At 44.7% G+C, this 24,895-nt stretch carries 24 protein-coding genes; 9 read left to right on the top strand and 15 right to left on the bottom strand.

Going from position 1 to position 24,895, the window contains the following annotated elements; translation table 11 throughout:
- The first annotated feature begins 27 nt into the window (after positions 1–27).
- Both gnd and CTT30_RS17665 read left to right on the top strand, forming a co-directional pair.
- Entirely contained in the window at positions 28–1,476 is a 1,449-nt protein-coding gene (gene gnd, locus CTT30_RS17670) for a decarboxylating NADP(+)-dependent phosphogluconate dehydrogenase (RefSeq protein ID WP_021456736.1), read from the top strand.
- 200 nt (positions 1,477–1,676) lie between these two features.
- Positions 1,677–1,814 (top strand): hypothetical protein, encoded by a 138-nt coding sequence (locus tag CTT30_RS17665; RefSeq protein ID WP_252037317.1) that lies wholly within the window; start codon positions 1,677–1,679, stop codon positions 1,812–1,814.
- 44 nt (positions 1,815–1,858) lie between these two features.
- Here the strand turns inward: CTT30_RS17665 and CTT30_RS17660 are convergent, their stop codons facing one another.
- Both CTT30_RS17660 and CTT30_RS17655 read right to left on the bottom strand, forming a co-directional pair.
- Positions 1,859–2,302 carry a YtoQ family protein gene (locus CTT30_RS17660; protein ID WP_006961278.1) on the bottom strand — a complete coding sequence of 148 codons (444 nt, stop codon included), beginning with the start codon at positions 2,300–2,302 and terminating at the stop codon, positions 1,859–1,861.
- Between the two features lie 21 nt (positions 2,303–2,323).
- Positions 2,324–2,623, bottom strand: a complete 300-nt coding sequence (locus CTT30_RS17655) for a putative quinol monooxygenase (RefSeq protein ID WP_252037316.1) — start codon at positions 2,621–2,623, stop codon at positions 2,324–2,326.
- A 97-nt stretch (positions 2,624–2,720) separates the two neighbouring features.
- On the opposite strand from CTT30_RS17655, the gene CTT30_RS17650 reads away from it, so the two are divergent.
- Positions 2,721–3,125, top strand: a complete 405-nt coding sequence (locus CTT30_RS17650) for a VOC family protein (RefSeq protein ID WP_172853281.1) — start codon at positions 2,721–2,723, stop codon at positions 3,123–3,125.
- On the opposite strand, the gene CTT30_RS17645 is transcribed toward CTT30_RS17650, so the two are convergent.
- Positions 3,118–4,881 (bottom strand): sigma-54-dependent Fis family transcriptional regulator, encoded by a 1,764-nt coding sequence (locus CTT30_RS17645; protein WP_252037315.1) that lies wholly within the window; start codon positions 4,879–4,881, stop codon positions 3,118–3,120. The genes CTT30_RS17650 and CTT30_RS17645 overlap by 8 nt on opposite strands.
- Positions 4,882–5,137: 256 nt before the next feature.
- On the opposite strand from CTT30_RS17645, the gene exaC reads away from it, so the two are divergent.
- A complete protein-coding gene (gene exaC, locus CTT30_RS17640; RefSeq protein WP_252037314.1) occupies positions 5,138–6,658 on the top strand; it encodes an acetaldehyde dehydrogenase ExaC in 1,521 nt (506 codons plus the stop codon).
- 33 nt (positions 6,659–6,691) lie between these two features.
- Here exaC and CTT30_RS17635 read toward each other — a convergent pair whose 3' ends face one another.
- From CTT30_RS17635 to CTT30_RS17595, 9 genes are all read right to left on the bottom strand, one after another.
- Positions 6,692–6,883, bottom strand: coding sequence for a hypothetical protein (locus CTT30_RS17635; RefSeq protein ID WP_006961283.1), 192 nt, complete (start codon positions 6,881–6,883; stop codon positions 6,692–6,694).
- A gap of 202 nt (positions 6,884–7,085) precedes the next feature.
- Complete coding sequence (locus tag CTT30_RS17630; RefSeq protein WP_252037313.1) at positions 7,086–7,853, bottom strand: sulfite exporter TauE/SafE family protein; 768 nt, start codon at positions 7,851–7,853, stop codon at positions 7,086–7,088.
- Between the two features lie 112 nt (positions 7,854–7,965).
- Positions 7,966–8,796, bottom strand: a complete 831-nt coding sequence (locus tag CTT30_RS17625) for a DUF6279 family lipoprotein (protein ID WP_252037312.1) — start codon at positions 8,794–8,796, stop codon at positions 7,966–7,968.
- A gap of 315 nt (positions 8,797–9,111) precedes the next feature.
- Positions 9,112–10,317, bottom strand: a complete 1,206-nt coding sequence (gene lhgD / locus CTT30_RS17620) for an L-2-hydroxyglutarate dehydrogenase (RefSeq protein WP_252037311.1) — start codon at positions 10,315–10,317, stop codon at positions 9,112–9,114.
- Between the two features lie 285 nt (positions 10,318–10,602).
- Complete coding sequence (gene rplT / locus CTT30_RS17615; RefSeq protein ID WP_021019837.1) at positions 10,603–10,956, bottom strand: 50S ribosomal protein L20; 354 nt, start codon at positions 10,954–10,956, stop codon at positions 10,603–10,605.
- A gap of 41 nt (positions 10,957–10,997) precedes the next feature.
- The gene (rpmI, locus tag CTT30_RS17610) at positions 10,998–11,192 is read right to left on the bottom strand and encodes a 50S ribosomal protein L35 (RefSeq protein WP_019275792.1); all 195 of its coding nucleotides are present in this window, start codon (positions 11,190–11,192) and stop codon (positions 10,998–11,000) included.
- A gap of 103 nt (positions 11,193–11,295) precedes the next feature.
- A complete protein-coding gene (gene infC / locus CTT30_RS17605; protein WP_071881323.1) occupies positions 11,296–11,847 on the bottom strand; it encodes a translation initiation factor IF-3 in 552 nt (183 codons plus the stop codon).
- Between the two features lie 3 nt (positions 11,848–11,850).
- Positions 11,851–13,779: a threonine--tRNA ligase gene (thrS, locus tag CTT30_RS17600; protein ID WP_239864406.1), complete on the bottom strand. Its 1,929-nt coding sequence runs from the start codon at positions 13,777–13,779 to the stop codon at positions 11,851–11,853.
- Between the two features lie 267 nt (positions 13,780–14,046).
- Complete coding sequence (locus CTT30_RS17595; protein ID WP_239836085.1) at positions 14,047–14,487, bottom strand: Lrp/AsnC family transcriptional regulator; 441 nt, start codon at positions 14,485–14,487, stop codon at positions 14,047–14,049.
- Positions 14,488–14,631: 144 nt separating this feature from the next.
- Between CTT30_RS17595 and CTT30_RS17590 the strand changes: the two genes are divergently transcribed.
- Both CTT30_RS17590 and CTT30_RS17585 read left to right on the top strand, forming a co-directional pair.
- A complete protein-coding gene (locus CTT30_RS17590; protein WP_252037310.1) occupies positions 14,632–15,216 on the top strand; it encodes a LysE family translocator in 585 nt (194 codons plus the stop codon).
- 76 nt (positions 15,217–15,292) lie between these two features.
- On the top strand, positions 15,293–16,063 hold the full coding sequence (locus CTT30_RS17585) for a siderophore-interacting protein (RefSeq protein ID WP_252037309.1): 771 nt from the start codon (positions 15,293–15,295) through the stop codon (positions 16,061–16,063).
- Between the two features lie 39 nt (positions 16,064–16,102).
- Here the strand turns inward: CTT30_RS17585 and CTT30_RS17580 are convergent, their stop codons facing one another.
- A complete protein-coding gene (locus CTT30_RS17580) occupies positions 16,103–17,215 on the bottom strand; it encodes a DUF481 domain-containing protein (protein WP_252037308.1) in 1,113 nt (370 codons plus the stop codon).
- Between the two features lie 233 nt (positions 17,216–17,448).
- Here CTT30_RS17580 and CTT30_RS17575 point away from each other — a divergent pair, with 233 nt between their 5' ends.
- Positions 17,449–19,278: an MFS transporter gene (locus CTT30_RS17575; RefSeq protein ID WP_239836081.1), complete on the top strand. Its 1,830-nt coding sequence runs from the start codon at positions 17,449–17,451 to the stop codon at positions 19,276–19,278.
- Here the strand turns inward: CTT30_RS17575 and CTT30_RS17570 are convergent.
- Positions 19,255–20,139, bottom strand: coding sequence for a LysR family transcriptional regulator (locus CTT30_RS17570; RefSeq protein WP_252037307.1), 885 nt, complete (start codon positions 20,137–20,139; stop codon positions 19,255–19,257). The genes CTT30_RS17575 and CTT30_RS17570 overlap by 24 nt on opposite strands.
- Before the next feature lie 192 nt (positions 20,140–20,331).
- Here CTT30_RS17570 and CTT30_RS17565 point away from each other — a divergent pair, with 192 nt between their 5' ends.
- Positions 20,332–21,480, top strand: a complete 1,149-nt coding sequence (locus tag CTT30_RS17565; protein WP_252037306.1) for an S-(hydroxymethyl)glutathione dehydrogenase/class III alcohol dehydrogenase — start codon at positions 20,332–20,334, stop codon at positions 21,478–21,480.
- 67 nt (positions 21,481–21,547) lie between these two features.
- Entirely contained in the window at positions 21,548–22,387 is an 840-nt protein-coding gene (fghA, locus tag CTT30_RS17560; protein ID WP_239874829.1) for an S-formylglutathione hydrolase, read from the top strand.
- A 128-nt stretch (positions 22,388–22,515) separates the two neighbouring features.
- Here the strand turns inward: fghA and CTT30_RS17555 are convergent, their stop codons facing one another.
- Entirely contained in the window at positions 22,516–24,594 is a 2,079-nt protein-coding gene (locus CTT30_RS17555; protein WP_252037305.1) for a PhoX family protein, read from the bottom strand.
- Positions 24,595–24,895: the final 301 nt, after the last annotated feature.

Below are 24,895 nucleotides of genomic sequence, written 5' to 3'. Positions count from 1 at the left end.
CATTTTTAGAGAAATTGGAGAGAAATAATGAAAGGTGATATCGGTGTAATTGGCCTAGCGGTAATGGGTCAAAACCTTATCCTGAACATGAACGATCACGGCTTTAAAGTGGTTGCTCACAACCGTACTGCTGCGAAAGTAGACGAATTCCTAGAAGGCCCAGCAAAAGGAACTAACATCGTTGGTGCTTACTCTCTGGAAGAGCTAGTAGAGAAACTAGAAGCGCCACGTAAAGTGATGCTTATGGTTCGTGCTGGTGCTGTTGTAGATGCGTTCATTGACAACCTAATCCCGCTTCTAGACGAAGGCGACATCATCATCGATGGTGGTAACACTAACTACCCAGACACAAACCGTCGCGTGGCACATTGTCGTGAAAAAGGCATTCACTTCATCGGTACTGGTGTATCTGGTGGTGAAGAAGGTGCTCGTTTCGGTCCTTCAATCATGCCTGGCGGCTCTGCGGAAGCTTGGGAAGCAGTTAAGCCTATCTTCCAAGGTATCTCAGCAAAAACTGACGCTGGCGAGCCTTGCTGTGACTGGGTTGGTAACGACGGTGCTGGCCACTTCGTTAAAATGGTTCACAACGGTATCGAATACGGCGACATGCAGCTGATCACTGAAGCGTACCAGTTCATGAAAGATGGCCTAGGTATGTCTGCAGACGAAATGCAGGCAGTATTCGCAGATTGGAACAAGACTGAACTAGACAGCTACCTTGTTGAAATCACGGCTGACATCCTTGGTTACAAAGATGAAGACGGTGAGCCTCTAGTTGAAAAGATCCTAGACACTGCTGGCCAAAAAGGTACAGGTAAATGGACGGGTATCAACGCACTAGACCTTGGTATTCCTCTAACGCTTATCTCTGAGTCTGTCTTCTCTCGTTGTCTGTCTGCTCTTAAAGATCAACGTGTTGAAGCTGAATCGCTATTCGGTAAGACAATCACTCCAGTTGAAGGCGACAAGCAAGAGTGGGTTGACGCTCTTCGCCAAGCTCTCCTGGCTTCTAAGATCATCTCTTACGCTCAAGGCTTCATGCTAATGCGCGAAGCATCTAACGAGAACGGTTGGGATCTTAACTACGGTAACGTAGCGCTTATGTGGCGTGGTGGTTGTATCATCCGCAGTGCATTCCTAGGTAACATCCGTGATGCGTACGAAGCGAACCCAGACATCGCATTCCTAGGTTCAGATGACTACTTCAAAGGCATCCTACAAAACAGCCTAAGCGCATGGCGTAAGGTTGCAGCTAAGTCGCTAGAAGCAGGCATCCCAATGCCTTGTACTATCTCTGCACTTTCGTTCCTAGACGGCTACACAACAGCACGTCTGCCAGCGAACCTACTTCAAGCTCAACGTGACTACTTCGGTGCTCACACTTATGAGCGTACTGATCGTCCACGTGGTGAGTTCTTCCACACGAACTGGACTGGTACAGGCGGCGACACAGCGTCTACTACTTACGACGTATAAATCTGCTTAAAGGGGCTTAGTACGGTATTTTGTAATACCCGAAACTCCTACTACAATTAAGACGTTATGGAGGATGTTAGCCTAGCTCGCATCCTCTATTTTTTGAAACCTACAACAAGGAGTCGTGTGAGTTTACACAACGACACTGGTGAATTGCTTAACCTGGATGGTTTATAACAATCTAAATTGAGGTTCTTGAAATGACTATTAATAAGTACTTTGTCTTTGTTCCTTCTATTGAAGAAATTAAAGCGAAAAAGGAAAGTGAAGTGGTAAAAACTAAGGAAGCTCAACGTCAGGCATTAGTAAAACAGGCGCAGCAACAGGGCGGACTGTAAAGGCTAGGTTTCAGTAAAAAGAGCGCCGTTGTGGCGCTCTTTTTTTAATTCTGACTCGTAACGTATTTTAGGAGCTCAACGACATGCTCTGGTGATTCCGCCCACGCCATTGCCGCAGCATCAACCTCTTTAAGCGGGTGAATCAAAGACTCATCGTGAAGCGTTATATACGGCTTATCAAGTGCCGCTAACATGCCTGCATCAAATGCGGCATTCCACTGGCGATATTTATCACCAAAGCGCACCACGCCAATGTCACACTGTTTGATAAGAGTAGACGTTCGAATGGCGTTGACTTTGGACGATTGGTGGTCACGCCAAAAGCCTGATTCATTCTCTCTAAGTACGTCACCTGCTGCATCGCTGGAGTCGTGATCGGTATTCGCAGAATAGAATTCAATATTCAGATCTAACTTCTGAGCACCTTCCACAATACGCTCGCGCCAATCGGTATGAATTTCACCGCTAAGATAGACTTTCCAAATCATCACATTGTTTCCTTTTGATTGTTATTTTGAGTTTGTTGCTACGACATCCGCACGAATGACTGACTGTTCAACCACTATATCAGCTAACTGAACTCGACTTGCCAGATAGTGCTCAGTTTGTTTATGTTCAGTCAAAGCTTCTTGGCTTTGATAAATCTCGTACAGATGGAAGAGCTGCGGGTCGTTGAGATCTCTGATTACGTCAAATTGTACACAACCCAATTCATTCTGACAGGACGCTTTGGCGTTTTCATTCATGATAGTGATGTAGTTTTCTTCCCTACCTTTCTTTACTCGATTGGAGACGATTATGCAGTACATAATTAGTTACCTTCCTTGATAATGTTCATCATCATTGCAAAACAACCACCACATTGTATACAATTTAATTAAAAATAAAATACAAGGAAGTGTGATTATGGATAGACCTGCTCCATTTAATGGTATGAGACATATTGCTTTAGTGGTTCAGAAATTCGAAGAGTGTGAGGCTTTTTACACTGACATCATGGGTATGACAGTGTTGAGAAGAGCAAGCGACAATCTGGTTTACCTGACTAACGGCTGCGACAACCTCTCACTTGGCCGCGCCCACTCACAACGGGTATGCTCGCCCATCAGCGTCGATCACTTTGGCTTTATTGTTAGAAGTAAAAATGAGCTCCATCATTGGTATGAGTTCATGCAAGAGAAAGGAGTCACACTGCTCGACGCGCCTCATGATCACAGCGATGGTGCGAGAAGCTTCCATTGCCGCGATCCGGAAGGTCACGTCATCCAGCCTCTTTATCATCCCGAGATTTCACACCAGACCATCATTTAGTTTTGTTCAACCCCAATGCTTTGAGCTTTCGATAAACGGTGTTCCGGCTGATTCCCAGCACTCGGGACACCTTGCTGACATTACCATTGTGCGCACGGTAGGTATCGATCAATGTGCTATTAAGCGTTGATTTCAAATCCTGTTCTACTATCTCACTTTCTACCAGAGTGTTTTCTAACAATGGCTGGGCAAAGTGAGTAGGCACATGCTCAATACTGATTTCTTCTACATCGCTAGCAATCAAGCTGGTGACTTTGAGAAGGTTATCCAACTCTCTCAGATTGCCTGGCCAACGATAATTGAGCAATAACCGCATTAGTGATGCCGAGATTTGCTGGGAGTTTTGTTGGTGTTTTGCGTGAATTGTCCGAATCAAGGCGGCTTTGTCCTCGCGCTGATACAGTGAAGGTAAAGTAATCACTAAGCCATTCAATCGATAATAGAGATCCTGCCTAAAGCGCCCCTGAGCGACCAGTTGGTTTAAATCCTGATGCGTTGCGGCAATCACCTGAATGTCCACTTGATAAGATTGAGCCGAACCCACAGGCATAACCACTTTGTCTTGCAGGACAGATAGCAAACGGCACTGCGCATCAAGCGGCATTTCTCCGATTTCATCCAGAAATAAGATACCTTTATCCGCTTGTCTCACCCGCCCTGAATAGCCGTGCTTACTCGCCCCGGTGAACGCTCCAGACGCATGACCAAATAGCTCAGATTCAATCAAATCTTTAGGTAGTGCCCCACAATTAACGGTGACAAGCGGCTGCTTACATCGGGCACTGTGTTTGTGTAGCGCTTTGACGAATTCGCCTTTACCTACCCCTGTTTCTCCGAGAATTAACAAACTAATATCACAACCCAGTACTTTATTTGCCTGTTGCCACGCCTGTTCAACTTGGTGATCACCATAGTGAAGCTCACTCGATACGCTGAGCCATTTTTTCTGGACCGGCTTATGGCCTAAGGTCCGTTTTTCAAAGACGAACTGCGCGCTCCGCTCTGGCTGCTTGAGAAGGCTCTCGACATGCTCTCCGACAAGTGCTGCCTTAGGGATAAGTTGAGTGGCAACCTGATTGTGTGCCACCACCTGACCATTTTCATCAGCAATCACTATGCCTTGCCAACCACTCTTCAAAACTGACTCATTGTGCGCAAGGTTGATTTGCAATACTCCCTCAGGGATTTGCGTCAACAGGTAGTTTTCAATCAGCTGCACCATGTTCTGGACCAACAGCTGCGTAGTCACATCATGTTTGCTTTGTTCACTAGTAATATCGAGAATGCCAACCAGTTCACCATGATGGTTAAAGAGCGGGCTCGCTGAGCAACTAATGAAACGATGCTGTTTGATAAAGTGCTGCTCACCAATAATAGACACTGCTTTCTTTTCGAACAGTGCCGTTCCAATCGCATTCGTCCCTTTCAGCCTTTCCTGCCAGCAACTGCCTGAATCCAGCGCTATCGACATCAACTTTTCTCGGAATCTTTCCTGCCCCCAACTCGCAAGAATGACCCCTTCATCATCCGTCAAAATCAATCGGCTATCTGTTCGAGAAAGAACTTGATTAAACAAAGGCAAAGCACACTGCTCCACAGCCTCAATCACGCCTTGAGCTTTATAACGTCGCTCTTTGAGCAATGCGTTGGACACATTAATGTCTTCAGGTTTCTTTATCTGTTTGAGGCCCGCATTAGTACTTCTCTGCCATGAGGACATGAGCCAGCTGTCTGGTTGATGGGCTTGTAGTTCCATACCTGTTCCACTCTTGAGCATTTGGGGTGTGCCATTTTGGAACAGGTGAACATTTTGTTAACACCCCATTCCATCGCCATGCGTTTAAAACAACACAGTCTAAGCCTTGAACACTCTAGCGCCAGAACAAAGTCACAACAAGTTTTTAACAATTGGTCTGTGATTTGCGTTAGTTAGATGAATGGTAACTGAAGTGTTCACCTGTTGGTGACGGCTTCAAACATAACTTGAACGAGAAAATAATAAGGATATTTCTATGATTTACGCACAACCAGGCAGTCAGGATTCGGTGGTTAACTTCAAAACCCATTACGACAACTATATTGGTGGAGAATGGGTGAAACCCGTATCTGGCGAATACTTTGACAACACTTCACCAGTCAATGGGCAAGCTTACTGTAAGGTGGCTCGTTCAGGTGAGGCAGACATCAACCTGGCACTTGATGCGGCTCATAATGTCAGAGCGAGCTGGGCAGCCACGAGCGTCACAGAGCGTTCCAATATTCTCCTCAAGATTGCTGATCGCATTGAGCAGCACCTTGAAGAGCTTGCCGTGGCAGAAACATGGGAAAACGGCAAACCAGTGCGCGAAACTCTTGCGGCGGATCTTCCTCTTGTAGTCGACCATTTCCGCTATTTTGCGGGCTGTATCCGCGCTCAAGAAGGCAGCGCAGCCGAGCTTGATGTGAATACCGCGAGCTACCATTTCCCGGAACCTATTGGTGTTGTCGGCCAGATCATTCCATGGAACTTCCCTATGCTGATGGCAGCTTGGAAACTGGCTCCAGCGCTCGCGGCAGGTTGTTGTGTGATTTTGAAACCGGCTGAGCAAACCCCAACTTCTATCTTGCTTTTGATGGAAAAGATCGGCGATCTCATTCCAGCAGGCGTGGTAAATGTCGTCAATGGATTTGGTAGTGAAGCGGGTCAAGCACTAGCCACCAGTAACCGTATTGCCAAAATCGCTTTCACAGGCTCGACTCAAGTCGGTAACCACATTCTTAAATGTGCAGCCGATAGCCTAATTCCTTCAACTGTGGAACTGGGCGGTAAGTCACCTAACATCTATTTCCCGGACATCTTCGACCATGAAGACGAATACTTGGAGAAGTGTATCGAAGGTACGCTATTGGCCTTCTTCAACCAAGGCGAAGTCTGTACCTGCCCTTCACGTGTATTGGTGCATGAGTCCGTGTACGACAAGTTCATCGCCAAAGTGGCCGAACGTGCAAAGAGCATCCAGCAAGGTAACCCGCTGGATACAAACACTCAGGTAGGTGCACAAGCTTCTCAGGAACAATTTGACAAGATCCTGAGCTACTTAGAGATAGGCCGCCAAGAAGGTGCGAAAGTTGTGTTCGGTGGTGAAGTCGCTCAGCAAAAAGACGATATCGAATCGGGTTACTACATTCAGCCAACGCTTCTTGAAGGTAACAATAAGATGCGTGTCTTCCAGGAAGAGATCTTTGGCCCAGTCATCGCCATTACTAAGTTTAAAGACGAAGCCGAAGCACTGGCCATTGCGAACGATACCGAATATGGCTTAGGCGCAGGTGTCTGGACGCGAGATGCCAATCTAGCCTACCGCATGGGTCGCAACATCGAAGCGGGTCGTATTTGGGTGAACTGTTACCATGCCTACCCAGCGCACGCTGCCTTCGGTGGTTATAAGAAGTCAGGTATTGGCCGTGAAACGCATAAGATGATGCTGGATCACTACCAGAACACTAAAAACTTACTTATTAGCTACGACGTTAACCCACTCGGTTTCTTCTAAACATAAAGAGCGCCCTAGGGCGCTCTTTTACTGTCAGGCTTCTTCGTGTTTGTCGCTTTCTTTACGTTTGTCATTCCAATACAACATGCCACTGGCGATCAACGCTACCACTGAAACGGTGAACAAAGCTGGCATCTTCAAAATCCAGGCAAAGGTTGCCGCCAGAAAAGCAATAAATGTTACCATTCTGCTGCCTGACATCACACGACCTAGTTTTCTGTCCATAACTCCTCCTACCAAGAGAAAAGAAAGGGAAGGGAAAAGGTGAGGTAGGTAGAGCGCGCTTTTTCTACACAGTCATTGTGGCATTAACGGACAAAAATTAACCTAAATAGTTATCAAAGACTCTCACTATGTGATTTACAACATCCTCATTTAGGGCAACATACATCAACGGGAATCTGCACAAATATAAGCTGAACATTACTCATATTAGGTAAATGTCACAGAAGAAATACACGGTCATCACGATACTCGATAACGCTATGAAACCTTTAATGTAGTGTTGAGGTACATTACGCGATACCCGAGCAGCAATATATCCACCTAAAAGCGTCCCGAGCATAACGGTACCCCCACGCGACCAGTCAATGGAATCATCAATAACAAAAACTAAAATGGCCGTCAGAGACACACAGGAAGAGATAAGAAGCTTAAGGCCGTTCATCTGATTGATGTCTTTGTATCCCGCTAATACCAGATAACTCAACACGATCACCCCTAAACCAGCATTAAAAAATCCACCATAAGCTGAGACCAAGATTAGGCATGCCGCCAGCGCCACAATTGACCACATTGGATGCAAACAAACACCTTGAGCGATTTTTCCTGACCACTCACTAACCTTATAACCAAATAGAAAGAGCAATGTGGCAACCAATAATAACCAAGGAATGGCTTCAAGAAACAAAGACTCCGAAATGCTCAATAGAAGATAAGCGCCTAACGCTCCACCAATTAGACTCAGGATCACTGTAAAGGATATGATTTTAGGGTCTTTACCTATGTCCTGCCTAAACCCATAAGCCCCACTCACATACCCGGCACAAACAGCGAATGTGTTCGTTGCATTGGCGACAATAGGGGAAACGCCCACAAACAACAAACTCGGAAAAGTGATGAAACTCCCTCCGCCCGCGACACTGTTTAGAATGCCGCCAAGCACCCCGGCAACAAACAATAGAATCCATTCCATCTTTTTGATTAAGTTGAGAATTATTAATCCAATGTAGCGATATTCAGCATCAAGGTAAACTTAAAGGGGCAAATATTTTGCCCCTTTGATGCCCTTAAAAACAAACTTTCTACTACTGAATATCCATTGCGATATTTCGCCAATCACGTAATTCTTGACGGTAATGCGCGGTTTGCCTGTTGGTGACAGAGTTAATGATTTTAACCAAATACTTATCCGCTATTGCTTTGTTGTAGTCTATTTTTTCTTCTAACTCGGCTGAATAAAAGCTCGCAGGATTAAACATCAATTGCTGGAAGTGTGGTTGAAAATATCCCGTCTGCATACGATTAGTCAGCAGCGTATTCATTTCTATACGCATTTTCGTTTGGTGATCAATCCAATCATAAGAAGTAACCACAAGCTGATCTGCCCATTCTTCAATCATATGTTCTTGTTCAGATGTCAGCGAGCCTAACCAATCATCAAAGTTCTCCGTGATCTTGTCTTGATAGTTTGCTCGGATTTCATCTTCAGATAGCGTCTGATATTTCTTTTTATAACGGGTATGACGAACACGTATATTATCCATTAACTCCTCAGCCTGTTCATCTGATAGCTCTCGAGCTAAAGCAAATACTTCCGGAGCGATTTGGCCAACGAGTCTTTTCGTGTGCTCTTGAAATAGCTTCTCTTGGGTTTTGAGGTCTTCCTCTGTAAAGGATTTAGGATCAAGCGCGATCAACTGGTCGAGATGCTCTATATAATTCGGGATTTCCTCTCTTCTGTGCCAATCACTGAGCAACTCGATTTTCTCACTCACCAATTCTTCCTGCTCGTCATTGAGCTCTACGAAGTCTTCCAGATACTCAACCAATAACCAATCCATGTTGTTATAAATAAACTTGGTACTACAACCCGTTAAGGCAAAACAGATTGCTATCAGTAATCCCCATTGTTTCATTGTCCATTCCTCTGCCCTACACTGCTGAGAACATTATAATTGTAGCTCTCACGTGAACAGAGTGTGAGCTGGTTACATTACCAGCAAATTAAATACCAGAATTTGTATTTGAACAATGGAGCCCTGAAATTCCTTTAAATAACAAAAGTTAAATGCTCATGAAGCGTCAATGGCTCATCACGTAGGTATGGTCAAAAGCGGCAACAACATGCCATATCTATAAAGAAAGACTCGCTAGAAAATTGGATCAGATGAAACAGTATTGTGTGACCCGAAAGCTTTTCAAAGACTCACATTAAGGCTTCACAGCAGAAGTCATTCAAATTTTTCTTCTATCTTCTTACAGATGTATTCTCCAATAGGAATCGCTGAGGTCGCTGCTGGGCTAGGAGCATTACACACATGAAGGCTTCGAGCACTCTCAGAAAACAAGAAGTCATGAACAAGCGTACCATCCTCTAGCACTGCTTGGGCACGTACACCCGCAGGATAGGGCTGTAAATCTTCCAATGCCACTACAGGGCAGTATTTATTGACTAATTTGAGATAGCCCGGCTTCCACCATGAGTTTTTTAACTCTTCCAGCCCAGTTTTTAAATGCTTCGCTGAGACACGCCAAAAGCCTTTAAACAGCAGCATTTGTAATGTATCACGTAAGCTGAAGTTAAACCTCGAATACCCTTCTCTCTTCCAGCCTTGAACCGCATTGGGACCAACTGTCACGCTACCATCGATCATTCGAGTAAGATGTACGCCGAGAAACGGTAACTCAGGGTCAGGAACAGGGTAAATCAGATGATTCACGATTTGATTGTGCTTCTCAGGCAATTGATAGTACTCGCCCCGATAAGGAATGATTTGAAAATCAGTTTTAATCCCCAACATTCTCGTCATTCTATCTGCCATTAAACCACTGCAAGTGATCAAATGTCGGGTATTAAGCTGCATTGTTTGCCCATCTGCGACGCAAATAAGCTGAATCTCTTCTTCAAGCTCTTGCGCAGCTACGACTCTCGTTCTCAACCCAATCAAACCACCAGAGGCCGTGAATTCTTCAACCATGCATTTAGCAACTTTTTTGTAATCGACAATGCTTGTCTGTTTAACGTAGATAGCTCCTAAGCCCGTAATGTTCGGCTCTGCCAATTTCAGTTGAGCTTGGTCAAGCAATTCAACGTCAATTTCGTTTTGCTGGCAACGTTCGAAAAGCGCCTGCATTCTCTCTAATTCATCGTCTGTCGTTGCGACAATGAGCTTCCCGCAGTTTTCTACGTCGATACCGTAACGCTGACAGAAGTTGATGGTGGCCTGCACGCCACGCTTACAAAAATCCGCTTTAAGACTTCCTGGCTGATAGTAAACGCCAGCATGAATCACACCGCTATTGTGGCCCGTCTGATGCTGCGCAAAGTCGGCTTCTTTCTCTAGCAGAAGTATTCGTTTAGCTGGGTATTTTTGTTTTAGTTGCCATGCAGTAGACGCCCCCACTATGCCCCCACCAACAATAATATAATCGTGCACGACGTCCCTTGCTCTTAACCCATATCTAGAGTGTATTTTAATCTCAATTATGCTCGATTACGCATAGGTGGAGCACAGTCACAGCAATATCTAATCGTTAAGTCAGATTAATCGTGCGATTTGTGACTTGCTATCCAATATATTGGCAGCAGAAAAGTACTGAACGGATTGAAACATTTGACCAATACCGAAGGAGTTGGTCGTCTTGAATGAAATGTGGGAGTGGCAGAAACAAAAAAGGAGAGCCGAAGCTCTCCTTTTCTTAATCCTAATAACTAACTCTAATTAAAGAGCAGCTTTCGCTTTTTCAACTAAAACTGCGAATGCAGATTTGTCGAATACCGCGATATCAGCAAGGATCTTACGGTCGATCTCGATAGATGCTTTCTTAAGACCGTTGATGAAACGGCTGTAAGATAGACCATTCTGACGAGATGCCGCGTTGATACGTGCAATCCATAGTTGACGGAATTGACGTTTCTTGTTGCGACGGTCACGGTAAGCGTATTGACCAGCTTTAGTAACTGCTTGGAAAGCTACGCGGTAAACACGTGAACGTGCACCGTAGTAACCTTTAGCTTGTTTTAGAACTTTCTTATGACGTGCACGAGCTTGTACACCACGTTTTACGCGAGGCATTATGCTTCTCCTAAACTAAACGATAAATAAACTAAAAAGAATTAAGCGTATGGCATCATACGAACAACTGCAGCCACTTCACACTTAGGAAGGATTGCGTTTGGACGTAGTTGACGCTTGTTCTTAGTAGTACGCTTAGTCAGGATGTGACGTTTAGTAGCGTGCTTGAACTTAATACCACCAGCAGTTTTCTTGAAACGCTTAGCAGCACCTTTGTTGGTTTTCATCTTAGGCATGATGAATAACTCCGCATTGTAGTAGTTTAATAAACATGTAATTAGGGCGAATAAAACCCCGCCGTTTAAAAACGGCAGGGTTTAATTACTTGTAAGCCGTTAATTACTTCTTCTTAGGGGCAAGCACCATGATCATCTGACGACCTTCGATCTTCTTAGGGAAAGATTCCACTACTGCTAAATCAACAGTGTCTTCCTTAAGACGATTTAGAACGTCAACACCGATCTCTTGGTGTGCCATTTCTCGGCCACGGAAGCGAATTGTTACCTTCACTTTGTTGCCTTCTTCAAGGAAACGCGTCAGGTTGCGTAGTTTTACCTGATAGTCTCCAATATCAGTTCCAGGACGGAATTTTACTTCCTTAATCTGAACCTGTTTTTGCTTCTTCTTCTGCTCTTTAGCAGACTTGCTCTTCTCAAAGAGGAATTTACCGTAGTCCATTACACGACATACTGGTGGCTCAGCGTTTGGACTGATTTCTACCAGATCCATACCCGCTTCTTCAGCTGCTGCAACTGCTTCTTGAATTGAAACAACGCCAACTGATTCACCATCAGCGCCAGTTAAACGAACTTCACGAACGCCACGAATTTCACCGTTTAAACGATGAGCATTTTGTTTGGCCGGTACTTGGCCGCGTCTTCCGCCTTTAATAGTTTATTCCTCCAGATTGAGCTTACGGCTTGAAATCTCGTCTTGGATGTATGAGATAAAGTCATCCACTTTAAACTTACCGAGATCCTTGCCTTTACGAGTACGTACTGCAATCTCTCCAGCTTCCATTTCTTGGTCGCCACAAACCAGCATATACGGCACACGCTTCAAAGTATGTTCGCGGATTTTAAAGCCAATCTTCTCATTTCTCAAGTCTGCTTTAGCTCTAATTCCACATTTTTGTAGTTTTTGGGCCACTTCCTGAGCATAATCCGATTGCTTATCAGTAATATTCATAATTACTGCTTGCTCCGGAGATAGCCAAGTCGGGAAGAAACCGAAGTATTCTTCAATCAGAATACCGATGAATCGTTCTAGTGAACCTAGGATCGCACGGTGAATCATAACAGGAACTTGACGTTCGTTGTTTTCATCCACGTAAGTCGCACCTAAACGGCCTGGTAGGTTGAAGTCTAGCTGAACCGTACCGCACTGCCATGCACGGTCTAAACAGTCGTGCAGTGTAAATTCAATCTTAGGCCCGTAGAATGCCCCTTCGCCCTCTTGGATTTCGTATGGAATATCCATCGACTCCAGAGACTGCTTTAGCGCTTCTTCTGACTGATCCCAGATCTCATCTGAACCTACACGCTTTTCAGGACGCGTCGACAGTTTCACGACGATGTTGTCGAAACCAAAAGTTTGGTATGTATCATAGACCATTTTGATACAACCCGTAACTTCGTCCTGAATTTGGCTTTCAGTACAGAAGATGTGTGCATCATCCTGAGTGAAACCACGCACACGCATAATGCCGTGTAGTGCACCAGAAGGTTCGTTACGGTGACAAGAACCAAACTCCGCCATACGTAACGGCAAATCGCGGTAAGACTTCAGACCTTGGTTGAAGATCTGTACGTGGCCCGGACAGTTCATTGGTTTCAATGCGTACTCACGGTTCTCCGAAGATGTTGTGAACATCGCTTCTGCGTATTTGTCCCAGTGACCTGAACGCTCCCATAGAACGCGATCCATGATAAGCGGACCTTTAACTTCTTGGTAACCGTATTCGGTCAGTTTCTCACGGACGAATACTTCAAGATCACGGAAAATAGACCAACCATTATGATGCCAGAACACCATCCCCGGTGCTTCTTGCTGCATGTGGAATAGGTCTAGCTGTTTACCGATCTTACGGTGGTCACGCTTCGCCGCTTCTTCTAAACGAGTTAGATGCGCCTTCAACGCTTTTTTGTCGTGGAATGCAGTACCGTAGATACGCTGAAGCATCTTGTTATCGCTGTTACCACGCCAGTAAGCACCCGCTACGTTCAGTAGCGTGAAGTGCTGACAGAAACCCATATGTGGTACGTGAGGACCACGACACATATCGATATATTCTTCATGATGGTACAAGCCTGGACGATCGTCACGAGATACATTTTCGTCAAGGATTTCAATCTTGTACGTTTCACCGCGAGCTTCAAACGCATCGCGTGCTTCCTGCCAGCTTACCTTTTTCTTGATAACTTGGTATTTGGTCTTCGCCAGCTCTTTCATGCGCTTTTCGATCTTTTCAAGATCTTCTTGCGTCAAAGAGTACTCTAGGTCGATATCGTAGTAGAAGCCGTTGTCGATGGTCGGTCCAATCGCCATTTTTGCTTCTGGGTATAACTGTTTAATCGCATGACCCAATAGGTGTGCACATGAGTGACGAACGATTTCAAGACCATCTACTTCATCTTTTACTGTAATGATCTCAAGACTTGCATCGTCTTCAATCAAATCACACGCATCAACTCGGTTGCCGTTAACACGACCAGCAATGGTCGCTTTCGCAAGACCCGGACCGATAGATTGAGCGACGTCTAGAGTAGAAACTGGGTTGTCAAATTGACGCTGACTGCCGTCAGGAAGAGTAATAATAGGCATTTAACTGTCCTTTACAGTGGTGTTGCACACCAAGCAACACTTGATTTGTTTTGTTTTCTTTATGTAGCAGATAGTTACATGAAGAAAAAGTGAAGATTTATTCAGCTCGGTACACTTTTAGGAACAAATACAGATGAACCTCTCAATGAACCAAGAGCGGATTCTAATGTATTCTAAAGAAAAAAGACACTCACAGAGGCATCTTTTCATCCATTAGTCTGATTTATCTTGCTATACCCTTTATGAACTTGTTACTGACGGAAGGCTTTACCGTTCATCCTTAGGTGAGTCCATGACCACCATAGTGGTGATAGAGTTGACTTGACGGCACTCCCCAAGTACATCTGCATGAATCTTTTTGTAGCTTGGAAGATCTTTTGTTTCCACTCTAAGTAGATACTCATTTGCACCTGTGATGTTGTGGCATTCAACGACTTCATCAACAAATCTGACGTGTTCTTCAAATTCAAGTTGTGCTTGCTTGCTGTGACTCGACAGACCGATAGACACATAAGCGGCAAAGCCAACACCTAACTGGCTGCTATCCAGTACTGCGCGATAACCTTTTATCACACCTTGCTTTTCTAATTCCTGAACCCGGCGTAAAGTTGCAGAGGGAGACAAACCAATGCGCTCAGAGAGCTCAACATTAGAGATTCGTCCGTCCATTTTGAGCTCATGCAATATTCTTTCGTCAAACTTATCCATAACGCCCCCAAATTGTGCAATATCGCCTTAACATTCGAATAAAAACACAAAATTGCGCCTTAATCCACATAATATAGAAGTTGACCGGTCAGACAACACATCCAACGCAACAATCTTGCTTTCTAACAATTACAGGAGCCCATCATGGAAATGGAACAACTTGGCGCACTGGTGCTTTTTGCCTTTGTCTCGACCTTCACCCCTGGACCAAACAACATCATGCTGATGACGTCAGGAGCTAACGTCGGCTACAAACGAACCCTACCTCATATGACAGGGGTCGCTTTTGGCTTTGCTTTTATGGTCATGCTGGTTGGCATTGGCCTAACAGGTATGTTTGAAACCTATCCTGTTACTCATACAGTACTAAAATATATCAGTCTGGCTTACTTGGGCTATCTCGCGATAAAAATTGCCTGTAGTGGTAAAGCAAAAGATGTCGAAGATTTCAAACCAATGACATTTCTCGGTGCCGCGAGCTTCCAATGGGTAAACCCCAAAGGATGGTCAATGGCCCTGAGCTCTGTGACCTTATACAGCAATGGCGGTGGCTGGCTTGAACTCTCGATCATCGCGTGTACGTTTCTATTTGCAAACTTTCCTTCTGGCAGTTTCTGGATTCTTGCTGGACGCGAGCTGCAGCGATGGTTAACAAACAACATCAGAGTGAGGAGCTTCAACCTGCTCATGGCTTTACTGCTGGTTGGCTCAACGGTACCAATGCTTTAACACTGTAAATTTGCTGTCTCACTGATGGAATAACTGCTACTCTAAATGCGAAAGAGAATAATTATCGAGTAGAAATATGAAAAAGCCATCAGCAAGATCACTCATTGTTCAATCGACAGAGTCCGTTACCCCTAACATGCAGCGAATTACACTACAAGGCTCTGGGCTTGCCGATTTTCCAAACGAATGTGAAGGCGGCTATATCAAGCTTTTGTTTAATCAAGAAGGCAGTACGGATTTAAGCCAACTGACTGAGACGGAACGTCCTGTCATGCGCACTTACACGATTCGTCAGTTTGATCCAAAAGCATGTGCAATTGAAGTCGACTTTGTGCGCCATATCACACAGGATTTACAATGTGGCTTTGCCGCTCGCTGGGCAATGGGTGCTAAGGTTGGCGACACCATTTCCATCGCAGGACCGGGTTCTATTTCGACGATGAATTTACAAGCTGATTGGTTCTTTATGGTGGCAGATATGACGGCGCTGCCCGCTTTAAGCGTTAAAGTGAGAAGCCTACCTGAACAAGCGAAAGGTTATGCCGTTATTCAAGTAGAATCTGAAGAGGATATTCAACCCGTTGACGCTCCCAAAAACGTTGAAGTCATCTGGCTTAATGCATCACAATCTTTAGTAGATCAGGTTCGAAAGCTAACTTGGTTAGAGGGGATGGCGTCTATTTGGTCTGCTTGTGAGTTTGATTCAATGCGTCAACTGAGACAGTATTTCCGCAATGAAAAGGAAGTCGGACGAGAAAATATCTATATCAGTAGTTATTGGAAACAAGGCGTTTCAGAAGACGGCCACAAGGTGATAAAACGACAAGATGCTGACGAAAACCAGTAATCAAAAAGCGAAGCCTTTGTGCTTCGCTTTTTGGTTTGTTCAAAGCTCGTAACTCAAACCGAAGTTAATTTTGTAGTCATCTTTCTCGGGTACGACACCGTCCGAGTCAGCTTTAGTTTGTGAAACATGTTCCCAGATAGCTTTAATACTGAACTCCAAATCCCCAACAAGATCAATGTCAAAACCAAGGTCGTTCTTATGTCGCATTCCACCGGCGTCATCACTCGCCCAGTCAAGATTGTAAGTATGACTAAAGTCGATATCCTTTGTCAGCTCGTACTCAAAGTTGGATTCCAAGGTTAAAATCGTACTGCTGGCACTGTCTTCCTCACCGGCTTCTACCGTCGAAAATTCGCTGTACTGCATACCGGGACCAATTGACACATCCCACTCAGCATCTGAATCTGCCACGAAAAAGTAACCAACCTGCATTGAAGCATTCACCTGATAATCCAAGTTCTGAAATTCATCGCTGAGAACGGACAGTTTTACTGGCCTGAAAAACAATCTGTTGTTGAGGTAAATATCGTAAGATCCATTAAATTGGCTCTTCTGTGCCGTCTTCTCATTATTTGACTCTGACACCTCATGGCGAGCACTGAGTTTCGTTCTTGACTCAACCGTATTGCGCTCTGCTTCAACCTCGCCTAGCAGAGAGAACTCTTCCGTATTACCTTTGCTAATGTCCAATCCAAGAAACAGATCTGCCGTCCAATAATCTGAATCCTTCTCTGCACCACGATAGATAGAAACAACCTGATTAACAGGAAAAGAAAACTCCTGATCGCCCTTTTTCAAATACAGTTTATTATCACGAATTGAGAGGTAACCATCATAGATATCCCCACTAGCGGTTCGAATAGTGAAAAAGCTTGCCGTCTCCAAAACCGAAACATCTTCAAGCTCAATTTCTTGATCGCCAAGGTCATCGCTGTCAAACTCAATTTCCTGATCGTATGAGTTCGATTCCTTCTTTACTGTTCCAGTCAGCTCACCTTTTAGCACCTCACCCGATTTTAGCTTTACCCAGTCATCACTTTTATCGATATAAACTGTCTGGCTATTTATCTCTTGCGCATTTTCTTCTGCTGCAAATACGCTAGGTTGGCAAATAACAGTGGCAATAAAAAAAGCCAAAATTTTGAGTTTCATCTGCACCTTTTCGTTTAGTAGGAAACCATCTGATTGCGCAATAAGATAATGAGGCAATCGTGTCTCAATGTCAGAAGCGAGACAGGCGATTGTCAATGTTATTGGGCATGATAATTAAGCTGGGTGATATAAGAAAACTCAAGTGCAGTCTATGAATATTTGATCAACCAAACAGAAACGAATCCTTTGGCCCCCCTTGAAAGTGACGCTCTTTTGCTTTTAAATCAAAGGTTATGACTATTACAGCAGCACTACGACCACTAACCCTTCTCTTCATCAGCTCGTTCCTATTGATGAGCAGTCATGGCCTGAGTGGCATCTTACTTCCTGTCTCCCTTTCCGAAAGTAACATCAGTGTTCAATCGATGGGTTTCGTTCTTTCCATGTACTCCGTTGGTTTTCTTTTGGGGGCAATTCTTGGCAAACGTATTCTACGCAACATTGGTTTGGTAAGAACGTTCGCCATGTGTGGTAGCTTAGGAGCCAGCGCCATTCTGATTATGGGGCTTAATTACGAAGTCTGGATATGGGTGATTATGCGTTCCATTATGGGCTTTTGTATCGCCTGCGCGATGACTACTCTTGACACTTGGTTTAACAGCGTTTCAACTGAGTCCAATCGAGGGAAAATCCTTGCCGTTAATCAGGTTGTCATTCTCAGTGCTATCACTTTAGGTCAGTTTGGCCTTGCCATTGCACCACCCAGTGAAACCACCTTGTTTATTTTGTGTGGCGTTTTATTCAGTATCTCGGTAACGCCTGTGGTTTTCATTTCTCAATTCGAGCCTCAGATCGAACAATCCGATTCCATCCCACTCAAGTCGATTTACGTTCTCTCTCCCTTGGGGTTTGTTACGTGTTTCACTTGTGGCGTTTTGTATTCCACCATTGCCAACATGTTACCCATATACGCTGATGGCGTAGGTATTACTGGCTTTCAGCTTTCTGTTTTCATGGGAGCGGCTACCGCTGGCGGTATCTTATTACAACTGCCAATGGGCTATTTATCTGATCGATTTGAACGACGCAAAGTCATACTTGGAAGCTGCTTTGTACTTGCTATCGTCAGTTTCCTACTTCCCGTATCCATTGACTGGCAGTGGTCAACAACACAATTGCTTTTGGTTGCGATGACGATGGGGCTTGTCGCCTGTTTGTATCCGCTGAGTATTTCCGAGACCTTTGACCGCGCAATGAAAGCCCAGCTAGTCCCCGTATTATCAGGTTTACTTTGCATTTACGCGATTGGTTCGATTGTCGGCCCCTACACTGTGTCAGTATTAATGGCTCAATTTGAGAATAGTGCTTTGTTCACTTTCCTTATCATGGTGGACTTAGGCCTTATCATCTTTACTATTTATCGCATGTCAGTGCGTGAAGCTCTTCCAGTCGAAGACCAAGAAAGCTTCGTGATGCATACACCGACATCGATTCACAGTGAGCTGGACCCTCGAACTGAGTATCAAGAATATTCTCTGTATGTAGAAGAAGCTTTGGAACAAGTCGAAGAACTGGCGGCATCACACCCTTCAAATGCCATTACCTTTATTCGCAGTTTGGCTAACAAGCAGCCTGAATGGGCAGTGTCGATCGCAGAGCGTGCTGCGCAAATCGAGAGCATCGATACCGTTCTGCTTTTCAGAGCGATGACGCTAACCAACCCTGAGCTCTCTGTGGACATTGCGAAACGTCTGGCTGAGTCTGACGATAATCAGATAGAAGCACTCGTAGAGTGGCTGGTTGAAAAAGAGCCGGAAAATGCAATGTCTATATTAGCTGCGATTACCGAATCCATGGACGATACACCAACCAAAGTGATTGAAACACTGGCTGAACACGATCCAGATATGCTTGTTGAAGTCAGCCAGGAGTTAGTGGCAAATATGGTAGAGAACAACAGCAACTTGAGACCCGCCGACCGTGAAGACAGTAATCTCACGGAATCGGTTGAAGAGTGGGTCAACGCCATTTCAGAAACGGCTCCTGAACAAGCCGAAGAGATCGCAGAAATGGTTGAGCAGTCGATTCAGGATGCTGACTTAGAACCTAGTACTCCCACCTAATTTATCGGCCAGAAAATCAATCAACAGACGTACTTTGGGTGACAAGTTTCGGTTTTGAGGATATAAAGCCCAAATCCCTTCTCTGTCACCCCGATAGTCAGACAATACTTCTACTATTTCCCCAGAATCTAGCCCTTCCTTGACGTAATAATCGGGGAGCTGAACTAAACCTAAGCCGCGCTTTGCCGCATCCAATAATGCCGCCCCAGAATTGCAGTGAATACGACCTGAGACACGCAGTGACTTTTCTCGTTTATTTTCTTTGAAGCGCCAATAATCAATAGTTCCAACTAAGCAGTGGTGATTATCCAGCTCAGATAGCGTATGTGGCTCTCCATAGCGGGCTAAATAGCCTGAGCTACCGCACACATAAAGCTGACGGCTAGATAACCGCTTGGCCACTAAGCTAGAATCCTCGAGGCGACCTAATCGAATCGCGACATCGACACCCATTTCAATGAGATCAATCCTTTGATTCGTCAGGTTAAGGTCTAAATCAACCAAAGGGTAAGACTCAAGAAAGTCGAGTAAAAGCGGGGCTAAATGTGTTTCACCATAGGTCACCGGAGCTGTGATTTTGAGTAACCCTTTGGGGGTTGACTGCATTTGAGTCACGGCCAATTCTGCCAACTCTAGCCCTTCAACTAAGTGTTTACACTGCTGGTAGTATACTTGCCCTGCTTCAGTGGCAGAGACTTTTCTCGTTGTCCGGTTAAGTAACTTGACTGCTAACCTTTCTTCCAAGGCAGCAACCCGCCTACTGATCTGAGCCACAGAGGTATCCAGCTTCTTAGCTGCTGCCGTAAAGGACTGCATTTCTGCAACTGCAACAAACTCACTCACCCCATCCCAATTAGCCATTACGCACTCCTGTTAACCCTAAAATAACACCCTACCATTATTACAATAATGTAAAAATCATTTTCAGTTTAAAGGGATTATCTTTACATAGGAAATACCTAGAATGGTGACCAACAAAGTAGAACAGCGAGAAACACCTTCCTCGTCTACGCTTAGAACGTCAAAAAACAATTACATAGAAAGGAAAATCCAATGGCATTAGATATCAAACCAGGTCAAGAGTTTATCAAGTCAAAAGCCGCTGTGGCTTGGGCTGCTGGCGAGCCTCTGAAAATGGAAGAAGTTGATGTACAACTGCCTAAGAAAGGCGAGGTACTGGTTCGCATCGTGGCGACAGGGGTTTGTCATACGGACGCTTTTACTCTTTCTGGTGAAGACCCTGAAGGTATCTTCCCAGCTATTCTTGGTCATGAAGGTGGCGGCATCGTCGAGATGGTTGGCGAAGGTGTCACAAGCGTAGAAGTTGGTGACCATGTTATTCCACTATACACAGCGGAATGTGGCGAATGTAAATTCTGTACTTCAGGCAAAACCAATCTATGTCAGGCAGTCCGTGAAACTCAAGGTAAAGGTCTGATGCCAGATGGTACCAGCCGATTCTCCATCAACGGGGAAACTATTTTTCACTATATGGGGTGTTCAACTTTCTCTGAGTATACGGTTTTGCCGGAAATTTCACTGGCGAAAGTCAACAAACAAGCGCCTCTTGAGGAAGTGTGTCTCCTTGGTTGTGGGGTCACGACCGGGATGGGCGCAGTACTGAACACAGCAAAAGTCGAAAAAGGGGATACCGTCGCAATCTTTGGCTTAGGTGGGATTGGACTTTCCGCAATTATTGGTGCTCGTATGGCAGGTGCAAGCCGCATCATCGGCATTGATATCAACGAAAGTAAGTTTGAACTGGCACAGCAGCTAGGCGCAACGGATGTGCTCAACCCGCAAAATCTCGATAAGCCCATTCAGGATGTGATCATCGAGATGACCGATGGTGGCGTCGACTACTCATTCGAGTGTATCGGTAACGTTAATGTCATGCGTCAAGCATTGGAGTGTTGCCACAAAGGCTGGGGGGAATCGGTCATCATTGGCGTGGCCGGTGCCGGTCAGGAAATTTCTACACGTCCGTTCCAACTGGTCACTGGTCGAGTATGGCGTGGCAGTGCTTTTGGTGGCGTTAAAGGCCGTTCTGAACTCCCAGAAATTGTTGAACGCTACATGGCAGGAGAGTTTGGGCTTCAGGAGTTCATCACTCACACTATGGACCTTAACTCCGTCAACGAAGCGTTTGATTTAATGCATGAAGGTAAGAGTATCCGTACTGTGATACATATGGATCAATAATGCCCGTTTAACCCGTTAATAAGCCGCTGCATCTTATCGTGTGACGGCTTTATCTGAGAGACTAACAATGAGTTTATCCAACATAAGCCAAAACAAAGTCGCAGGTGGCTGGCACAAGCAATACATCCATGATTCCATAGTCCTAAACTGCACTATGCGTTTCGCCATTTTTTTGCCGCCTAACGCAAGCAAAACCTCCCCTGTTCCTGTTTTATACTGGCTTTCAGGCCTCACTTGCACCGACGAAAACTTCATGCAGAAAGCTGGAGCCTTCAAAAAAGCCGCTGAACTAGGAATTGCCATCGTCGCTCCCGACACCAGCCCACGTGGTGAAGGCGTCTCTGATGACGAAGGTTACGATTTAGGTAAAGGTGCAGGTTTCTACCTTAACGCGACTCAGGCACCTTGGTCTGAACACTATCATATGTATGATTACGTCACACAAGAGCTGCCTGACCTTATCGAATCAAGCTTCCCCGTTTCAGGCGTGAAAGCGATCTCTGGTCATAGTATGGGAGGGCATGGTGCCCTAACGATTGGTTTGAAAAATGCTTCTCACTTCAGCTCCATCTCAGCTTTTAGTCCAATCAGTAACCCAATGCAATGTCCATGGGGTCAAAAGGCTTTTAGCGCTTATCTGGGGAACAACGTTGAAAGCTGGAAGGATTACGACGCTAGCGAGCTTCTCAGGCGAGCACCGTCTCCGATACCTATTCTGGTCGACCAAGGCGATGCCGATAACTTTCTTATCGAACAGCTAAAGCCTGAAGCTCTGATCGCCGCGGCAGAAATCCACGGTTCAGATTTAGAACTGCGCATGCAAACGGGCTATGATCACAGCTATTACTTTATTTCGAGTTTTATTGATGAACACTTAATGTTCCACGCGAAACACATGTTCAAATAAACATACAAAGCCAAATAAAAATCCCCTCAGTCACCCAGACTAAGGGGATTTTCCATTTGTTCTGTGGTATCACAGAATTATCATGGGCTAAATATGCTCTAGCTCACACGCTTGCCCCATAAGTGAAGCTAAACTCCTAATTTCCCACCATCGTAACGTGAAATCACAACGGTACTTGAACGAGGCCGCCAAGCTCGCCCGTCATCAGGAGTTTCCGCCGATGCATTCAATGCATCATGTGGCCAGTTCGATGGATGCTGAACGTTAGTAAACATATGACGAAAATCCGGTGTGAAAGTAATACCTGTTGATTCCGCCCCTTTTGGTGCCACTGCAAAGCGTTTGAGGTGTTCTTGGTTACCTACATTGACGACAGGCTCACCATTAGCAGAATGAGAAAGAGCATCAGGTGCCACAGCTAAGATCTGATTATCGACATCAATCTCCTCTTTGGCACCAGAGTCGGTTTGAAGCCATAAAATCCCGCGCTGATCGAAGCTAATTCCATCAACGGAGGAGAACTCATTCTCCTCGGTTAGGCCGGACAAGTTAACACTCGATGCATCAGCTTCAGCTGAAGAACCAAAAGCAAAGATTTCCCACTCAAACTCTGTCGCAACTTCACCTTCTTTCCAACGAATAATATGACCATATTCGTTATACGGACGAGGGTTAGCAGCATCCACATCTCCATCGTGACGATCAGTGTTGTTTGTCAACGCGAGATAAACCAGCCCCGTTTTGTAATCCACTGCAGTCCATTCTGGGCGGTCCATTGGCGTAGCTCCCATCGCATCAGCTGCGCCAATCGTATTGCGAATAATAGCTGCTTGGCTACCAATGGTATCTCCAAGGCGGTTACCATCAAGGTCGATAGCGTTTTCGGTCAACGGCAACCACTCACCTTTGCCCTGCTCATCAAAACGTGCAACATACAATGTGCCATGATCCATATATTTGGCACCAATCGCCATACGATCTGCGCCAGCGGATAAGTTTTCACTCGCGTCACTCTCATCCCATAATGCATCCGATACAAACTTATAAACGTACTCATATCGGCCATCATGCCCACTGTAGAAGACGACAGGTTTACCCGGTTCAAGCACACCATAGGTACAATCTTCATGGCGGAATCGGCCTAGAGAGGAACGCTTAGCTGGCTTAGCGTTTGGAGAATAGGGATCAATTTCAACAATATAACCAAAGCCGTTATCGTAGTTACGAAAATCCTCTTCAGGGCTCGCTCCTAAAACTGAAATATCCCAGCGCTTAAATTCACCTGTAAAATTCTCATCTTGCTGCGGTGGGGAATCCCAGTCTCCGTAAGCTTTGTCGCTTGTCGTGCCATAGCGTTTTTGAACATCGTCTGGCTCAGAGGTAATTTTAAAATGACCAGGCCAGTTTTCTTCACAAGTCAAATAAGTACCCCATGGAGTAAAACCATTACCACAATTATTGTAAGTCCCATGAGTTACGTTCGACTTATTGTTTTCAACAGTGAATTTGGTCGTCAGTAAGTCACCCTCAGTAATCGCGCCAGTGACGTCCATTTCGGTGGATAAATGAATTCGACGATTGTAAGGGCTATCAATCACTACCTGCCAAACACTTTGCTCCAACTTAATATGCACCACGGATACGCCATGAGCGTAATATTCTTTACGGACATAGTTTGGAAGCCGACGGCCCAAATAATCCCTATCGTTAGATTCAAAATCATCTTCATGTAAAGTATTTTGGTTTATAAACTCATGGTTCATACACAAAATACCCTGAGTATCATCCAGTGGGAAATAATGCATACCATCATGCATTTGCCCAACAGAATGCAACTGGTCTATATCGCTATTTGTTCCATCTTGTTTAAATGGTTGAATGAAATCATTATGAGAAGAAACCGAGAATAATCGAGTCCCCCAAGGAGCTAATACCTGCGCAAAATACCCTTCAGGCACAGTAAAGGCATCTTTCGATTTTGCACTCACTGACTCAAAGCCCAATGAGTTGACTCGCTCAGATACCTCCACTGTAGTTTCATCAGTATCACAACCAGTCAGGCCAAAAGAACTCATAGCACCAAAAGCAGCAACACCTCCTGTACCTTTTAACATAGTACGTCTTGATAATGCTTTCGACATCACTTCAGAAAGCGGCGTCTGTTTACTTTTATTGAATATTTTATCTGTAGTTGTACAACGACTCATAATACTGCCTTTATTTCCATCAAAAAATAGAGCAAACTCTCTATAGACAAATATTAATAAACATAAATTGTTAAAGCTTTGTTTAAATAAAAAGACAAAACAATAAATATTACAATTTGGAACAAATACAACAAATCAAAGCCAAAACATTAATAACCACACGAAATAAATAAAGACAAAAATCATCATAATATTATTAATAAATAATATGAGAGGTGCTTACTATATATCGCCACATGAATTAAACATTTATAAAATCACACCGAATTAATCATTATTCTCTTAGAGTTAACCATGGACG

The organism is Vibrio coralliilyticus (assembly GCF_024449095.1).
GTDB classification, from domain to species: Bacteria; Pseudomonadota; Gammaproteobacteria; order Enterobacterales; family Vibrionaceae; genus Vibrio; species Vibrio coralliilyticus_A.
Note: the sequence above shows the minus strand (reverse complement) of the source record. Positions and strands in the feature narration are given on the sequence as shown.

Excerpts from the sequence above, each read along its gene's own strand:
- CTT30_RS17595 (WP_239836085.1), bottom strand. The coding sequence starts at position 14,487 with ATGGATAAGTTTGACGAAAGAATATTGCATGAGCTCAAAATGGACGGA.
- thrS (WP_239864406.1), bottom strand. The coding sequence starts at position 13,779 with ATGCCTATTATTACTCTTCCTGACGGCAGTCAGCGTCAATTTGACAAC.
- CTT30_RS17655 (WP_252037316.1), bottom strand. The coding sequence starts at position 2,623 with ATGTACTGCATAATCGTCTCCAATCGAGTAAAGAAAGGTAGGGAAGAA.
- CTT30_RS17660 (WP_006961278.1), bottom strand. The coding sequence starts at position 2,302 with ATGATTTGGAAAGTCTATCTTAGCGGTGAAATTCATACCGATTGGCGC.
- CTT30_RS17580 (WP_252037308.1), bottom strand. The coding sequence starts at position 17,215 with ATGAAACTCAAAATTTTGGCTTTTTTTATTGCCACTGTTATTTGCCAA.
- CTT30_RS17575 (WP_239836081.1), top strand. The coding sequence starts at position 17,449 with ATGACTATTACAGCAGCACTACGACCACTAACCCTTCTCTTCATCAGC.
- CTT30_RS17625 (WP_252037312.1), bottom strand. The coding sequence starts at position 8,796 with ATGAAACAATGGGGATTACTGATAGCAATCTGTTTTGCCTTAACGGGT.
- CTT30_RS17585 (WP_252037309.1), top strand. The coding sequence starts at position 15,293 with ATGAAAAAGCCATCAGCAAGATCACTCATTGTTCAATCGACAGAGTCC.
- rpmI (WP_019275792.1), bottom strand. The coding sequence starts at position 11,192 with ATGCCTAAGATGAAAACCAACAAAGGTGCTGCTAAGCGTTTCAAGAAA.
- CTT30_RS17630 (WP_252037313.1), bottom strand. The coding sequence starts at position 7,853 with ATGGAATGGATTCTATTGTTTGTTGCCGGGGTGCTTGGCGGCATTCTA.
- CTT30_RS17555 (WP_252037305.1), bottom strand. The coding sequence starts at position 24,594 with ATGAGTCGTTGTACAACTACAGATAAAATATTCAATAAAAGTAAACAG.
- CTT30_RS17665 (WP_252037317.1), top strand. The coding sequence starts at position 1,677 with ATGACTATTAATAAGTACTTTGTCTTTGTTCCTTCTATTGAAGAAATT.
- gnd (WP_021456736.1), top strand. The coding sequence starts at position 28 with ATGAAAGGTGATATCGGTGTAATTGGCCTAGCGGTAATGGGTCAAAAC.
- CTT30_RS17635 (WP_006961283.1), bottom strand. The coding sequence starts at position 6,883 with ATGGACAGAAAACTAGGTCGTGTGATGTCAGGCAGCAGAATGGTAACA.
- CTT30_RS17645 (WP_252037315.1), bottom strand. The coding sequence starts at position 4,881 with ATGGAACTACAAGCCCATCAACCAGACAGCTGGCTCATGTCCTCATGG.
- CTT30_RS17650 (WP_172853281.1), top strand. The coding sequence starts at position 2,721 with ATGGATAGACCTGCTCCATTTAATGGTATGAGACATATTGCTTTAGTG.
- exaC (WP_252037314.1), top strand. The coding sequence starts at position 5,138 with ATGATTTACGCACAACCAGGCAGTCAGGATTCGGTGGTTAACTTCAAA.
- rplT (WP_021019837.1), bottom strand. The coding sequence starts at position 10,956 with ATGCCTCGCGTAAAACGTGGTGTACAAGCTCGTGCACGTCATAAGAAA.
- CTT30_RS17590 (WP_252037310.1), top strand. The coding sequence starts at position 14,632 with ATGGAAATGGAACAACTTGGCGCACTGGTGCTTTTTGCCTTTGTCTCG.
- CTT30_RS17570 (WP_252037307.1), bottom strand. The coding sequence starts at position 20,139 with ATGGCTAATTGGGATGGGGTGAGTGAGTTTGTTGCAGTTGCAGAAATG.
- fghA (WP_239874829.1), top strand. The coding sequence starts at position 21,548 with ATGAGTTTATCCAACATAAGCCAAAACAAAGTCGCAGGTGGCTGGCAC.
- CTT30_RS17565 (WP_252037306.1), top strand. The coding sequence starts at position 20,332 with ATGGCATTAGATATCAAACCAGGTCAAGAGTTTATCAAGTCAAAAGCC.